This is a genomic window from Pseudomonas luteola NBRC 103146 (genome assembly GCF_002091675.1).
Classification (GTDB): domain Bacteria; phylum Pseudomonadota; class Gammaproteobacteria; order Pseudomonadales; family Pseudomonadaceae; genus Chryseomonas; species Chryseomonas luteola.
The window spans coordinates 51,817-67,126 of sequence record NZ_BDAE01000014.1; the positions used below are offsets into that span (position 1 = coordinate 51,817).

Annotated in this window: 13 protein-coding genes; 3 read left to right on the forward strand and 10 right to left on the reverse strand. The window is 55.7% G+C overall.

The annotated features are described in order from the left end of the window. Positions 1 to 126 precede the first annotated feature (126 nt). Complete coding sequence (locus PLU01S_RS15495) at positions 127 to 900, forward strand: SDR family NAD(P)-dependent oxidoreductase (protein ID WP_074828419.1); 774 nt, start codon at positions 127 to 129, stop codon at positions 898 to 900. Positions 901 to 1,017: 117 nt separating this feature from the next. Here PLU01S_RS15495 and PLU01S_RS15500 read toward each other — a convergent pair whose 3' ends face one another. The 5 genes from PLU01S_RS15500 to PLU01S_RS15520 all read right to left on the reverse strand — a co-directional run bounded on the left by PLU01S_RS15500 (position 1,018) and on the right by PLU01S_RS15520 (position 6,949). Further along, positions 1,018 to 1,935, reverse strand: coding sequence for an alpha/beta hydrolase (locus tag PLU01S_RS15500; protein WP_074828416.1), 918 nt, complete (start codon positions 1,933 to 1,935; stop codon positions 1,018 to 1,020). A 50-nt stretch (positions 1,936 to 1,985) separates the two neighbouring features. Further along, positions 1,986 to 4,220 (reverse strand): TonB-dependent siderophore receptor, encoded by a 2,235-nt coding sequence (locus PLU01S_RS15505; protein ID WP_074828413.1) that lies wholly within the window; start codon positions 4,218 to 4,220, stop codon positions 1,986 to 1,988. 149 nt (positions 4,221 to 4,369) lie between these two features. Further along, a complete protein-coding gene (locus PLU01S_RS15510; RefSeq protein WP_074828410.1) occupies positions 4,370 to 5,725 on the reverse strand; it encodes a HAMP domain-containing sensor histidine kinase in 1,356 nt (451 codons plus the stop codon). Then, complete coding sequence (locus PLU01S_RS15515; RefSeq protein ID WP_074828408.1) at positions 5,725 to 6,426, reverse strand: response regulator transcription factor; 702 nt, start codon at positions 6,424 to 6,426, stop codon at positions 5,725 to 5,727. Before PLU01S_RS15515 ends, PLU01S_RS15510 begins: the two co-directional genes overlap by 1 nt. 73 nt (positions 6,427 to 6,499) lie before the next feature. Continuing rightward, complete coding sequence (locus PLU01S_RS15520; RefSeq protein ID WP_074828406.1) at positions 6,500 to 6,949, reverse strand: MEKHLA domain-containing protein; 450 nt, start codon at positions 6,947 to 6,949, stop codon at positions 6,500 to 6,502. A gap of 403 nt (positions 6,950 to 7,352) precedes the next feature. Between PLU01S_RS15520 and quiC the strand changes: the two genes are divergently transcribed. Continuing rightward, positions 7,353 to 9,263 (forward strand): 3-dehydroshikimate dehydratase QuiC, encoded by a 1,911-nt coding sequence (gene quiC, locus PLU01S_RS15525; RefSeq protein ID WP_074828403.1) that lies wholly within the window; start codon positions 7,353 to 7,355, stop codon positions 9,261 to 9,263. Positions 9,264 to 9,357: 94 nt separating this feature from the next. Beyond that, on the forward strand, positions 9,358 to 10,032 hold the full coding sequence (locus tag PLU01S_RS15530; RefSeq protein ID WP_019364568.1) for a TetR/AcrR family transcriptional regulator: 675 nt from the start codon (positions 9,358 to 9,360) through the stop codon (positions 10,030 to 10,032). Between the two features lie 57 nt (positions 10,033 to 10,089). Here the strand turns inward: PLU01S_RS15530 and PLU01S_RS15535 are convergent, their stop codons facing one another. From PLU01S_RS15535 to PLU01S_RS15555, 5 genes are all read right to left on the reverse strand, one after another. Continuing rightward, positions 10,090 to 11,100 carry a TRAP transporter substrate-binding protein gene (locus PLU01S_RS15535; protein WP_074828399.1) on the reverse strand — a complete coding sequence of 337 codons (1,011 nt, stop codon included), beginning with the start codon at positions 11,098 to 11,100 and terminating at the stop codon, positions 10,090 to 10,092. Between the two features lie 50 nt (positions 11,101 to 11,150). Further along, positions 11,151 to 12,431: a TRAP transporter large permease subunit gene (locus PLU01S_RS15540; RefSeq protein ID WP_074828395.1), complete on the reverse strand. Its 1,281-nt coding sequence runs from the start codon at positions 12,429 to 12,431 to the stop codon at positions 11,151 to 11,153. Beyond that, positions 12,431 to 12,979 carry a TRAP transporter small permease gene (locus tag PLU01S_RS15545; protein WP_074828391.1) on the reverse strand — a complete coding sequence of 183 codons (549 nt, stop codon included), beginning with the start codon at positions 12,977 to 12,979 and terminating at the stop codon, positions 12,431 to 12,433. The genes PLU01S_RS15540 and PLU01S_RS15545 overlap by 1 nt, the downstream gene beginning before the upstream one ends. Positions 12,980 to 13,074: 95 nt before the next feature. After that, on the reverse strand, positions 13,075 to 14,403 hold the full coding sequence (locus PLU01S_RS15550) for an MFS transporter (RefSeq protein ID WP_074828388.1): 1,329 nt from the start codon (positions 14,401 to 14,403) through the stop codon (positions 13,075 to 13,077). Positions 14,404 to 14,444: 41 nt separating this feature from the next. After that, positions 14,445 to 15,305 (reverse strand): shikimate dehydrogenase, encoded by an 861-nt coding sequence (locus tag PLU01S_RS15555; RefSeq protein WP_074828386.1) that lies wholly within the window; start codon positions 15,303 to 15,305, stop codon positions 14,445 to 14,447. Positions 15,306 to 15,310 lie beyond the last annotated feature (5 nt).

Sequence of the window (15,310 nt, forward strand, 5' to 3'; positions counted from 1 at the left end):
GTTCCAGTAGGTGCCTTGTTCCTTTGCCTGACGAGTGGGGCAGTAGAGGTGGGATACACACGGTCCATCGTAATAACCGTGAGGGTATGGCCCTCATACATCTCAACCTACCTATAAGGAGACGATATGAGCAAGCTGGCAGGTAAAATCGCGGTTATAACCGGTGCTGATTCGGGTATGGGAAAGGCGATGGCAGCCGTGCTCGCGCGGGAAGGTGCTCATGTGGCGATTACGTATCACTCCGATCAGCAAGGTGCTCAGGACACCCTCGAGCAAGTCCGCAACGCAGGGGGCCGCGGTCTGGTAAGGCAAGTGGATGTCAGAGACGAACACAGTGTGTCGGCCCTGTTCAAGGCAGTGGACGAGGAACTGGGGACACCCGATATTCTGGTTAATAACGCCGGTACGGGCAAAAGCAAACCCATTACCGAACTGACTACTGAAGAATTCGACTTGGTGATCAAAACCGATTTATACGGGCCGTTTTTCTGTGCCCGTGAGTTCATCCGGCGCCGCCAGCAGGCCGGCGGGCAGGGAAAGATCCTCAATATCACGTCTGTTCATGACTCAATCCCCAGCCCCAATAATGTGCCTTACGGTGCTGCCAAAGGTGGGCTTCTTACCATGACGCGCAGCCTTGCGCTGGAACTTGCGCCGCTCAAGATCAATGTGAACGCTATTGCGCCAGGGCTTATCCGAACCCCGATGACAGAGGCTCGAGTCGACGATCCGCAAAAGCGCGAGGAAGAGCTGCCCAATATTCCCTGGAAGCGTCCCGGCTATCCTGAGGAGATTGCTGAGCTGGCGCTATATCTGGTCAGCCCTGAGTCCGACTACGTCACCGGTCAGAACTTTACGATTGATGGCGGGCTGGAAATGAATTGGGGGCAGGGCGCTTAGTGGCGTACTTGGTGTTGGAATACCTACGGATCTGGTTGGCGATGCTGTACCAACCAGATCTGATGTTATCTTGAAGACGCAAACGCTAGCCTCATACCTATTAGCTAGCGGCTTTCGTCAGTTACAAGCATTACCTGCTGAATAATGCGTCAGTGTCCAGCTCAGCGATCGGTTAAACATCGCGCCATGGCCTAGCCCCTCAAACTCACGGTATTGACCGCTCACCCCGGGGGTCTGAACCAGCCGCATAGTAAGTGCTTCTGCTGTGGAAGTGGTTACCCGAGATGCCGATTCCGCCAGCAGCCTGGACGGATAGGCGGGTTCGTCTTTACCACGCAAGACAAAGAGGCATACAGAGGTATCTGCGAGGCGTTTGTCAAAGCTGGCTTCTTCTTGCAAGAGCTGGCCGTTACCCCACCATAGTGAAGGACTGGCCGCATAGTAGGACCGGAAGTTGCCGGGACGCGTTAACAGGGCATGCAGTACCAAGAGCCCACCATACGAATGGCCCCAGATCGCTTTATGGTTGGGGTCAAGCATGATCCGCTTTGCCAGTTCAGGCGCCAGCGTAAGGTCCAGCCAGTCTAGAAAATGGTCAGCTCCGCCAGTTGGCGAGCCGGTTAGGCTATCTCGGGTCGGTCCAGTCGCCTGGGTAGGCAGAGTAAAATCGTAGCTCCGCGTATCCGGGTCGAATCGCAGAGGCGTGTCGTGTCCAATAATCACCAGAACAGGCGAACTACCTTCTGCCAGTTGCTTCAAGTTATCCTCGCTCAATGCTCCGAGGGCAGCATTACCGTCCAGCAGAAACAGGGACGGATAGCCGGACGCGGGAGCAGGCCGATGCGGCGTAGCGATCCAGATATGGTAGCCGCGCTTTCCATCCTGACTTCGTAGGTGGAAGTCGCTGAATCCGTAGGGAAGGTTAGACTGCGACAGGATATGGCTGTCCATGGGTTCTTCAAGATTAGGCCGGGCCAGTGAGGGCAGGCTGACAAGGCATGTCAGCACCGCCGCCAGTATCATTGGGATACGCATAAGGTCAATCCTAGCCCCGCTGCGGAGCTATTACGCAGCGGGGCTTACAGTCAGAACGAAACGGTTACGCTGGAGAAGAAGGTGCGGCCTGGCTCGTTATAGGTAGCAGCCCCAGCCCCTGCAATGTTGTTGACGCCTTGGGCATTACCCTCACGGAACAAGCGCTTGTCGAACAGATTCTCTATACCTGCCGTTACGCTGACGTTCTTAGTTAGCGCATAGGTGCCATTAAGACCTGCAAGGGCATAGGGCGAGAGCTGGTTGTTGGACGAGCCTGTTACGCGATTACCCTGATAATCGTACTTCTTGGGTTTTTGTTTGCCATACCAGGTCACGTTGAGCTGAAGTGAAAGGTCTTCCTGCACTTGCCAGTCCAAGGTGGAGTTAAGGGTGTACTTGGGCGTCACTGACAGTACGTCCCCGGTCTCCTTGTTTTTGGATCTCAGCATGTAGGTGAAGTTGTTACGCCAGGTCACGTCTTTGGATAGCGGCAGCGTAAGCGTGCCTTCGAGGCCTTCTACCAATGCCTTAGGGATGTTTTCCCACTGATAAATATTAGAGTTAGCGTAGCTGCCGGTGCCGCCGTTCGCACGCCCTGTAGGGTTCAGGCCGGACTCGATTTTGTTTTTGTAGTCGTTACGAAAGTAGGTCAAACCGGCGACAACGCCATCATGCTGGTATTCAAGTCCCAGCTCCTTGTTGATGCTGGTCTCAGCCTTAAGGTCTTGATTGCCTTGTAGATAGCAGCTTGTGCTCTGTCCATAGCAACCCTGACCACGGCTATAGAGCAGGTAGTTGGGATTGAGCTGGTAAAGGTTCGGCGCCTTGTAGGCGCGGGCGATACCTGCCTTGAGCGTGACGGTATCCGTCAGCGTTTGTGAAAGGTTGAGTGCGGGACTCCAATTGTCGCCAACTACATCATGATGATCGAAGCGCAGTCCGGGTGTCAGAATCGTGCCTGGCCTGAGTTCAATATTGTCCTCGGCGAACAGTGAGAAGATTTCTGCTGATGCGGTACTGTTGCGGTTGCTGCCCGAAAGCCCGGGGACACTGCCACCTTCACTGACGCTCTGACTGGTGGAAGTGGCGTCGTCAAGCTCCTGATGGACCCATTCGCTGCCCAGCGTTAGCACATGATCGACCTCCGACGTCTGCAATGGCATATTCACCTCGGCATGGGCGGTGATATCCCGCAACACGGAGGTGTTTGCATTATTTCCGGAAAAGATACCTTCAGTACCGCCGGCCAGACCTTCCTGAATGCGGCTGTTACGAGTCTTGGCATATTGCAGATAGGCCAGGCTGCTTCCAAAGTCCCTGTTACCCTTATGGGTAACAGCGTAGGTCTCACGGTAGAGCCGGTTGGTTTCGTGGCCCATTAGGTTTTTCACGTAACTGTTGCTGTTGGTATTTTGCGTGTCGCCCGTATAGATATTGCCTTGACGGCTGAATCCCGCCTCGAATTCCAGCGTCTGATCAGGTGTAAGCTGCCAGCTGAGTAGCCCATTGATATCCCTGTTGCGTACACCCTCTCGGCCTGCCGGTAGTGTGCCAACCTGGTTACCGGTACGGGTAGACTCATGGCCCGAATTGATGTCCCAATCATCCGAGTCCGTCTTGGCGACGTTGCCATAGACGCGATAGCTCAACGTCTCGGTAAGAGGGCCGCTAAGACCAAAGTCGGCCCGTTCGGTTGCGCCCTCATCGCTGTGCTGGGGAAAGCTGTGGTAAAGCGTGGCTGAACCATGAGTTTCCTGGGTCGTGCCCTTGGTGATGATATTGACCACACCGCCGGCCGCACCATTGCCGTACCGTGCGGCAGCCGGTCCGCGAATGACCTCGATGCGCTCGACCTGATCCGCAGGCACCCAATTGGTGTCACCTCGAGTATCACGTTCGCCTCGCCATCCATAACGCACGGCGTTGCGGCTGGCGACAGGCTTACCGTCTACCAAGATCAACGTGTTTTCCGGACCCATGCCACGGATATCGATCTGGCGGTTGTTACCGCGCTGGCCGCTGCTGGAATTGCCGGTTAGGTTGACGCCTGGCATGGTTCGAATGATCTGTGAGAGATCGTTGACGGGAGGGCGCTTTTTAATGTCCTCAGCGGTTATGATCGAAACCCCAGGCGCTTGCTTGAGCTCCTGTTCGGCGGTACCGAGGACCACCTCATCGTTTAACTGCGTGACATTTTCCTCAGCGTGAAGAGCGGTAACATGAGCGTACAGACAGCTCAGAACGGCCAGACCAAGGCGGGTTCGGCGGGCGGGAATCGAGGGCATACGCAAACTCCTGTAGAAACGACTTCCGTATCGCGCCAGCAGCAAAATGCCTGCCCATTGGGCGTTCGGCGCTGATGGGATAAGAACGCAGTCGGTGTGTTTGCGCAAATGATAGTCATTGCTATTTGCCAGTAAAGCGTATTAACAATCTAAACACTTTGCCCAGCAGGAAGGCGCAACGTCATGCGCAGGCCACGACCTGTGTTTCGGGCCCAAAGGTCGCCGCCTTGAAGACGAACGTTTCGCTGCGCGATGGCCAGCCCCAGGCCAAAGCCGCTACGTGAGGAATGTTCTTCTGCGAGCCGGTAAAAGGGTTGAAAGATGTTTTCCAGTTCATGTTCAGGAACGCCAGGTCCCTGATCATCAAGATGAATCAACCAGTAAGCGCCTTCACGTGCTCCGGTCAGCTGCACGCGTCCGCTCGAAGGGGAGTGCCGGATAGCATTACGCAAAAGGTTTTCCAGCGCTTGCATGATGCCATTGATATGTACACGGACTACACAGGCCGGGTCCACGGTGTACATCAAACGGTCTGGTGCCCAGCCGCTTTCAAAGCAGGCGTTTTCAACCAGCGCCTCCCAGATCCCGAGAAGCGATACGTCCTCCTGATGAAGGCGGGGGCGCTCGGTATCCAGCCAAGCGAGGTCAAGTGTGTCATCTACGAGTTGCTGCATATCTTGTACATCACTTTCGAGGCGACGTTTGAGTTGAGGCAAGGCCAGATGACTGTCGCTGGCCACCCGCAGGCGAGCCAGCGGCGTACGTAACTCGTGGGAAAGGTCGCGAAGCAATCGGCGCTGCTGTTCTATCTGATCCAGTAGCCGGCGCGTCAGGTGATCGAAGGCGCGGGCCAACTCGCCCAATTCATCGTGCCGTCTGCTCAGCGGCGCACCTAATGGGACCTCAAGAATATCTGCTTCCAGGGCTGCAGCACGCTCGCGCAATCTTGAGAGCGGTACGATTAGATGCCAATACAGAAGCAGGCCAAGAGTGAGCGCCAACAATACCGGCATTACACCGTGAGTCACGATATGGGTCCAGGGGGTAAGCCCTGTGGGCAAGAAGCGCTGCGGTAGTTGAAGAACCAGCCGACCCTGCTCGGGATGGAGAGGGAACTCGATGCTGACGTAGGGGAGCTCATCCTGTAGCCGGCGACTCATGGGCCAGTCCAGCTTGCGCATAAAGGTAAGGCGAGCATATTCCTGGGGTGTCAGGGGTGTCTCACCAAGTGCTCGGAGGTCCGGCCCTATTACCCGTGCCCAGGTGTTTTCTTTGGTTTCGAGCTGACGTTGCCAGGTTTCTATCGCCTCGGCATTCTGATCTCGTAGCCATAGTTGCTCTGCCTCGGCAGCATAACGGGATAGGAGTGCGCGAGCGGAAGTGTCGAGAAAATAACTGCTTCGCTCAACCTGCAACCCCCACGTCCACACCAGCCATACCAATAGCAGGCAGAAGGCGGCCAGCATTAGACCTAGTTTCCAGAAAAGCGAATGACGCAGGCGCATCAGGGCTGTATCCGTGCCACGTAACCTTTTCCCCAGACAGACTGGATCACCACGCGCTGGCAATGGATACGCTGGAGTTTGCGGCGCAGGTTACAAACATGCACATCGAGTCCGCGATCAAGTCGGGTATAGCTGCGACTGAAGACCTCTTGGTAAAGATAGGCCTTGCTGAGTGTTTCATCCTGATGCCTTAGCAGCGTTGTAAACAGTCGGTATTCAGAGTGTGTGAGCTCAGCCCATTGGCCCGCCAGACGGATATCCTGTCGCTGATCATCGGTGTGTGGCAGCCCGGGAGCCGCCACGGGTGGGTTAATATTTCGCTGCCGCTCCATGGAGACTCGACGCAAAAGCGCATCTACACGGGCATCCAGCTCGGCAAGGCTGAACGGCTTGGGGAGGTAATCATCCGCACCCCGTGTAAAACCAGTGATTCGATCTTGTTCAGCGCCCAGTGCGGACATAAGTATGACCGGCGCTGCACTTTGGGTTCTGAGCCTCTCCAGTACTGTCAGACCATTGAGCCCTGGCAGCAGGATATCCAGCAGCACCAGATCGAAGCGCTGTGTACAGGCCACGTCCAGGCCATTATCACCACGGCTCTCATGGATAAGGGTAAAGCCACGGGCTAACAGGTGCTGCTGAATGCCTTCGGCTAGAACCGGGTCATCTTCAACAAGTAGGACATGAGGCTGTGCGGACATGAATGCAGATGAGAGTCATTAACGGGTGCGTAGTATCCGAATGCCGATATCTGAAAGCAAATGCGGATTAACGCTATAAGTCTTTTGACTGAGGAATCAGCACCGCCTGCCCTTGGTAATGCCCTTGCGCATCATGAAGCTGCCAGAGCGTTGCGTTCTGTATCAGAAAGCATTGGCCGCTCTTCATGACCCGAACACCGCTATAACCGCTGGAATAACCGTCGCGCTTCACCTGATCGATGAAGCGCTGCCGCTCCTCGCGATCCTGTGGACTGGCAGACAGGCGTGAGGGGAGTTGGGTAATTTCCTCCCAGCTATAGCCAAAGCGCTGTTGCGCCGCCTGGTTAGCGTACATGAACACAGGGTCATTTTCGGCGTTATGGGCCAGGACGCAGAAAGGGGCGGAGTAGTACAACCAATCGGCCGCAGCTTGCCCGGCGAGCGGCACTGGTACAAGACGTTTGCCCACGTGCTGCTCGTAGGACGTAGCCAGTAACGTAAACAGCAGGACATCAGTCTTCATAGGAGTTGCTTCTTTCATAAAGGCGCCGTGCATGAACCATGAAGGGAGTGCCAACGTACAAAAGCCGCCCTCATGTGAAAAGAGCTAGTCCTGTCAATCTGCTCAATACCAGAAGGCTGCCTCTTTTTTCCGGGACATGATCACCTCCCTTGGGCGAGCCATACCGTGTATCGATGTTTAAGTTTGCTTACCGCTACCCAGAAGTACCTAAAACAGCAAGGCAGATATGTTCGTTTATCGAACATAAACTAACCAGTGAGTACAAAATAATTTATAAAAGTGGCACTATGAAGGTGAAAGCTATCCAGAGTTGATACCTATTACCGCTGTAGGCGCAAAGAAAACCGATCCGGGCAGCCGAGCGGCCTGGGTCCTACAATATGCCTGCCAAGAGGGTCTGATTATGCAGCGCTCGATTGCCACGGTTTCCTTGAGTGGAACCCTGCCTGAAAAACTGGAAGCCATTGCTGCCGCAGGCTTCGACGGTGTAGAGATATTTGAAAACGATCTGCTCACTTACGGCGGAACGCCGCGAGAAATCCGTCGATTATGCGCTGACCTGGGAATTGCCATCACATTGTTCCAACCTTTCCGCGATTTCGAGGGGTGTCCGCGTGACCGTTTGCCCCGTAACCTGGACCGGGCCGAGCGCAAGTTTGACCTGATGCAGGAGCTCGGTACGGATCTGATGCTGGTGTGCAGCAACGTAGCGGTCGACTCGATAGGCGAGGAAGCTATTCTGGTGGATGACCTTCGCCTGCTGGGTGAGCGGGCGGGTGCACGCGGCATGCGCATAGGATACGAAGCCCTCGCATGGGGGCGGCACGTCAAGACCTGGCATCAGGTCTGGTCGATTGTGCAACAGATCGATCACCCCAGCGTGGGCGTATTGCTGGACAGTTTTCATACCCTGTCATTGAAGGATGATCCTGCCGGTATCGCCAGTATTCCGGGTGACAAGATCTTTTTTGTGCAAATGGCTGATGCACCGATTCTCAATATGGATGTACTGGAGTGGAGCCGGCACTTCCGTTGCTTCCCGGGGCAGGGTGAATTTGATCTGGCCGGTTTCCTGGCGCCGATCCTGCGCTCGGGGTATACCGGTCCGCTCTCACTTGAAGTATTCAACGATGGTTTTCGCGCAGCACCCCCACGGGCCAATGCGGCTGATGGTTTCCGTTCCTTGCTTTACCTGGAGGAACAAACCCGCAACCGCCTGGCCAATGAACCGCCTGCCGATACGGTTGCGCCGGAGCTGTTGTTCGATCCGGTGCCGCCGCTCGAATTTAACGGTATCGAATTTCTGGAGTTTGCCGTAGACGAGCCACTTCGTGCAGAACTTACGCAATGGCTAACCCGTCTGGGTTTTGCTCAGGCCGGGCAGCATCGCTCTAAGAACGTTACCTTGCTCAGGCAAGGCAGCACCAATCTCGTACTCAATGCCGAGCCTTATTCGTTTGCCCATAACTTTTTCGAAGTTCATGGACCTTCGCTGTGTGCCAAGGCCCTGCGGGTCAGTGATAGCGCAAAGGCCATGGAACGTGCCTGCCAGTATGGTGCGCAGCCATATCGCGGCCTGGTAGGCCCGAACGAGCGTGAGATTCCTGCGGTACGTGCACCGGATGGAGGCCTGATCTACTTTGTCGCCTCTGGCACGGATGGGCGCTCGATCTACGATACAGACTTCAACCTGAGCGCAACCTCGTCCACGGACGATGTACTCAACACCATCGATCATGTGGCCATGGCGCTGCCCGCAGACAGCCTCGACACCTGGGTACTGTTCTACAAGAGCCTGCTTAATTTCAAGGCTGACGATGAAGTTGTGCTGCCGGATCCCTATGGTCTGGTGAAAAGCCGTGCGCTGCGCAGTCCCTGCGGGTCGATACGTATGGCGCTCAACATCTCGGAAAACCGTAATACGGCCATCTCCCGAGCCTTGTCGAGCTACCGTGGATCAGGCGTCCACCATATCGCATTCGAATGTGATGACATCTTTGCGGCCGCTGCCCAGGCCAAGGAGGCCGGAGTGCCGTTATTGGAGATTCCGTATAACTACTACGACGACCTCTCAGCGCGGTACGGCTTTGACGATGACTACCTGAGCCGGTTGGCCTATTACAATGTGCTCTATGATCGGGACGCACAGGGAGGCGAGCTGTTCCATGTTTATACGGAGCCGTTCGCGGATCGCTTCTTTTTCGAAGTTCTACAACGCAAAAACAGTTACAGTGGCTATGGTGCTGCCAATACGCCGGTCCGCCTGGCGGCCATGGCTCAGGCGCGCACCCGAAAGACGGCCGGACGTCTTTGAAGGTAGGGCTGTGCCCTACGTGGCATAGCCCTACCTTAATCCAATAACAACAACTACCATAAGGTTTTTGAACCTGCCAATGACACAACCAATAATGGCTGCCGAATCCCTTAGCCCCGATGCTGTAAAAACGCAGTCTGTTCCCCGACTGCCACGAAAGAACAACCCCGAAGAAACCAAGCAGGAAATCCTCCTGGCGGCGGTTGCCGAGTTTGCGGAAAACGGCCTGAGCGGGGCGAGAGTCGATGCCATTGCCGAGCGCACCCGAACATCGAAGCGCATGATCTATTACTACTTCGAGAGCAAGGATCAGCTCTACTCTGCGGTGCTGGAAAAGCTCTACGGGGAGATCCGCTCGACCGAGTCCCAGATGCATCTGGATGCGCTCGAACCGGTAGAGGCCATTCGGCGACTGGTCGAGTTCACGTTTGACTACCATGATCTGAATGTCGATTTCGTTCGGATCGTGTGTATCGAGAATATCCATCAGGGAAATTACATTCGCCAGTCACAGGCCATTACCTCAGTCAACTCGTCGATTGTTCAGACCATCTCTAGGATTCTGGTGCGTGGCGTAGAACAGGGCGTTTTTCGGGAGGGGCTGGATCCGCTTGAGTTGCACATGATGATGAGCTCGTTCTGCTTCTATCGGGTGTCCAACCGCTATACCTTTTCATCGATCCACCAGATCGACCTGACGGATGCAGATAACCGGGAGCGGCACAAGGAACTCATTTGCGACGTAGTGCTGCGCTATGTCTGCAAATGACTGATTGGAACGCGAATACCGCTGCATCAATTCATGCAGCGGTATCGAGAGGCGGGCTTACCGTGACTTCCGCGCTTTTTGTATTTCGTCATCCAGCATCTTGACCAGAGCGGGGTCGACATCCTTCGCCAGTTTTTCAATGACTGGCTTGGTCTTTTCCCGGAACCGATCCATCTCTTCCGGCGTGATTTCATTGACGGCCATGTGGCCTTTCAAGGTTTGATAGGCACTGTCCTGAGCCTGCCCGGAGACCATGCGCTGATAAGCCTGAGCCTCAGCGGCGGCCTCGGTAATGACCTTGCGCTCGTCCTCGTTCAGCTTGCTCCATGACTTTTCGCCTATGATGAACGATTGCGGGTTGTACACGTGGCGTGTCACCGACAGGTATTTCTGCACCTCGTAGAACTTGCTGCCCAGAATCACGGTATTAGGGTTTTCCTGCCCATCAACGGTTCGCTGCTCAAGGCCCGTATACACTTCGGGGAAGGGCATCGGAACGGGGTTTGCGCCCAATGCGGAAAATGTCTCCAGATAGCTGGGTGACTGTATGACACGGATCTTCAAGCCTTGCAGATCCTCCCAGCGGGCGATGGGCTTCTTGCTGTTGGTTATGTTGCGAAAGCCCAAGTCCCAATACCCCAGGGTATGCAGGCCCTTGCCTTCCAGGCGTGTGGCCAGTGCCTGGCCCACCGGACCATCCATGACCTGCTGAGCCTCCTGAGCATCATTGAAGAGGAAGGGGAAATCCAGAATCGCGAAGTCCTTTACCTGGGCCGCCAGGATACCGGCATTGAGGACGGTCAGGTCCAGTGTGCCGCCCTGAATGGCCGATACGGTTTGCAGATCACCGCCGAGCGTGCCGCCTGGAAAGAGCCGCACCTTGATCTTGCCCTCGCTCTTTTCCTTCACCAGATCTGCAAATTTCTGTGCGCCCTGACCCTGAGGATGTTCCTTCACATTCTGGAAGGCAAACCGTAAGGTCTGGTTACGTACCTCGGCAGCTACCGTGCTGGCATACAACACACCGATTGCGCAGGCGGTAGCCAAAGCTGTTTTGATCATCGTCATCTTGAAAGCTCCATCTTGTTTTTGTTGTTTGCGAAACGGGGTGCAGTGACTTAGCCCGCCAGGAATTTCATTGGACCTGTCACTAGCACCGGGAAAATGACCAGCAGGAGCAGTACCAGCAACTGCGCCAAGAGAAACGGCCAGACACCGCGGATGATTTCATTCATCTGGATCCCGGAGACGCCACATACGACGTTTAGGACGGTTCCGACCGGAGGTGTGATGAGTCCTATGGCGGTGTTGATCAAAAAGAGCACGCCAAAATACACAGGGTCGATACCCGCTTGAACAACGGTTGGCATCAGCACAGGCGTCAGGATCAGGATGGTGGGCGTCATGTCCATGACGGTGCCGACAATAATAATCAGCAGCATGATCATCAGCAGCAGTACGGTGGGTTTGTCCATGAACGGATCGAGCAGGTCAACCAGCTGGCCGGGGAGGTCGGCTATGGTCACCAACCAAGACGAAACCATGGCAGCAGCGACCAATAGCATGACGACCGAGGTGGTTTTTGCCGCACTCAGGATGAGTTCATACAGATCGCTGAGCTTCAGTTCCTTGTAGATCACCGTTGCCACGAATAGCGCATAGACCGCAGCAACCACAGCGGCCTCGGTCGGTGTAAAGACGCCGAACTTCAAGCCAAACACGATGATCAGCGGCAGCCCCAATGCCCAGCTGCCTTCGATGAGCGTCTGCGCAATTTCCCGGCCGGAACGCTTGGGTGAGGTTTCTACGACCTCCTTGCGAGCGATCCACCACCAGGCAACCGCCAGAGCCGCACCGAGCATGAGCCCCGGCACAATACCGGCCAGAAACAGCTTGGAAATGGAGACACCGGAGGCGACACCGAAAATGATGAAACCAATGCTAGGAGGAATGATGGGCGCAATGATGCCCCCTGCTGCGATCAGGCCTGCCGACCGTTCGCGGCTGTGTCCAGCCGAGACCATCATCGGTACCAGAAGGGCGGCAAGGGCGGCGGCATCGGCGACGGCAGAACCGGACAGCGAAGCCAGAAGGCACGAGGCGATAATCGCCACATAGCCAAGTCCACCTCGCTTGTGCCCTACCATGGACATCGCAATGTTCACGATCCGGCGAGACAGGCCACCTGCATTCATGATCTCGCCTGCGAGCATGAAAAACGGTACCGCCATCAATGGAAAACTGTCGGCACCGTTAAGCAGGTTTTGCGCAATGATCTGAGCGTCAAACAGATCCAGGTAATACATCATGGCGGCGCTTGCGACGAGCAGCGCAAAGGCGATCGGCATGCCGATGACCATACTGCCGACCAGAGAGCCCAGGAAAACGGAAAGAATCATCAGCTGCGCTCCCCTGAGGCTGTCTTGGGCGGGGTTACGAACGGTGTCTGCTTGTCCTTGGAGGAGGGCGAGGATACAGACGGCAGGGGAAGGAACAGTGCGGCATAGAGTTCGTACACCATGATGCCGACCGAGGTGATCCCAAAGACGAGCCCAGCCGAATAGAACACTGCCATGGACAGTCCTGATGCCGGCGCCAGTACGTCTTTATTGATGACTGCCTGTTGCCAGCTGCCCTGGATTATCAGCCACAGCATGTACAGCACGATCAGGTGAGAAAGGGTGAGACACAGGCGCTTGCCGCGGGCTGGCAGGGCTGCGAGCAGGCTACCCATGCCGATATGCGAGCGCTCCTTGAGGCCGATGATAGCCCCAAGGAACACCATGAATACAAACAGCCAGCGCGACAGTTCTTCCGATACGCTGATGCCGGAATTGAAGGCGTATCTCAAGACAACGTTGCCGAACACCAGAGCCACCATGCCAAGCATGCACAGCACCAGTAGAAGTTTGATGAAGCGAAAGTACAGGTCGATTATTGTTTTCATGACCATGCCTTTAGGTTTCTCTGCGTGTGTTGTGTTTGTTATGAATCACGAGAAAAAACGACAGCCAGGCTCCGCGCGTCCCTGCGCCGGGCCTTTTAAAGTTCTATACGCTTCACCTCTCCTAAAATGAAGATGTACGAAAACGCACCGATTAGGGCAAGAACACCGATAAACAGCAGTGCTCCCACAAACGAACCCGTGGTGGCTACGATAAAGCCGACCACCAGCGGCGTAATGATGCCGGCCAGATTGGCCGCCAGATTGAAGATGCCGCCGGTAAGGCCCATGAACCTCTTGGGCGCGATGTCAGAAATGACTGCCCACCCCAGGCCCACCATGCCTTGTCCAAAGAAGGCGATGGAGAGAATAGCGATGACTAGGGTGTCATTGTCGACATAGTTCGCCGCGATGATGGTAGAAGCCAGCAATAGCCCGCTGATGATGGGTAGCTTGCGACCTACGCTGGCGTTACCGGTGCGTTTGATGATCCAGTCGGACAACCAGCCACCAAACATCACACCTACGGCTGCGGCAATGAACGGCAGTACCGCAAAGAACCCCATCTTTACCCAACCCATATGGCGCTCGGTGGCCAGATAGGTGGGGAACCAGGTCAGAAAGAAAACCAGGGTGGCGTTACCGGCAAACTGACCGATGCACGCTCCCCAGATCTGCCGGTACTTGAGCAACTGGCTGACATTGCTCCACGTAAAGGGAACGCGTTCCTGCGAGGGGGCTGACAAGCCACCGCCAGCCTGGATGTGCTCCCGCTCCGCCTGATTCATGGCAGGGTCTTCATGGGGCTCACGGTAGCGCTTCCACCAGAGCAGGCCGAAGGCGATGCCAATGGCTCCGATGATCATGAACAGCGCGCGCCAGCCAAAGTGCGCGAGAATCATGAACAGTACCGGACTGAGAAAGGCCAAGCCGATGTATTCACCCACGGTATAAATACTCGTGGCGCGGGCACGCTCTTGCTGAGGGAACCAGGTACTGACCACTCGGCTGTTGGTGGGAAAGCACGGTGCTTCGGCAAACCCCAGCATCAGGCGCAATCCCAGCAGGGTATAGAAGCCTGAAGCAAATCCGTGCAGCAGCGTAGCGAACGACCAGGAGGTGATCGAGGCAAAATAGGTGAATTTCGATCCGAACCGATCGAGAAACACGCCACCGGGTACCTGAGCCAGCACATACGTCCAGGAAAAAGCAGAGAAGATCAGACCCATGACCGCCGCATCAATCCCAAGCTCTTGGGTCATGACCGGCGCCGAGATACCCAGAATGGTCCGGTCCAGGTAATTGATCATGGTTCCGACCGCTAGCAGGGCAAGAATCACGAAGCGTGCCCGGGTTGGCTTTTGGGATGTGGTTCCAGCGTGAGAAGGGGCCTGCACTATCTGGCCTAGTTTACTATCGGCATGCATTGTTATTGTCCTGTGTCGCTTGGCACGAAATAGAAGGCTTGTCAGTCACCCAGGCTGGCGAAATGCGCCTGCATTCTCTGGGAATCAGCGTGCTGCCCGGTAAAGAGCTCAAACGCCTTCGCAGCCTGGAAGACCGCCATGCGGCTACCGTCCAGCGTCTGGCAACCGATCTCGCGGGCGTGCTTGAGCAGTTCAGTTTCCAGTGGAAAATAAATGATCTCAGCTACCCACACCTCGGGCCTGAGCAGTTCGGCCGGTAGCGGCATGCCTGGCAGCTTGGCCATACCCACCGGTGTCGTGTTGACCAGCCCTTGAGTCGCCTGCATGGCGGCGGTCAGGTCTGTTCCCACGCATGCACGATCAAGACCGAAAATAGCCTTGAGGTTGTCGACGAGCGCGTGGGCTTTGTCCTTATCGACATCAAAGACCGTCAATTCAGCTACCCCCTCGCGGAGTAAGGCATGAGCAACGGCTGCCCCGGCACCGCCAGCGCCCATCTGCACAACGCGCTCGCGTGAGACGTTTGGCAGCCCACGGCGAAATCCTTCCGCAAACCCGAGACAATCGGTGTTATGACCTATCCGCTTGCCCGCTTTGAACACTACGGTATTGACGGCGCCAATACCCAAGGCCTCCTCTGAAAGCTCATCCAGCAGTGGGATAATGGCCTGCTTGCAGGGAAAGGTGACATTCAGACCTGTGAATCCCATGCGCTCGGCTGCTGTGAGTAGTTCAGGCAGAGCGGACGCCTCAAGGCCAAGCGCATCAAGGTCGATCAGCCGATAGAGGTAACGAATGCCTTGCGCATCACCCTCATGCTCATGCATGGAAGGCGTACGGGAGGATTGAATACCTGAGCCAATCAGACCGGCCAGGACAGAAGGAGAAAATAGAGTGGACATAATGG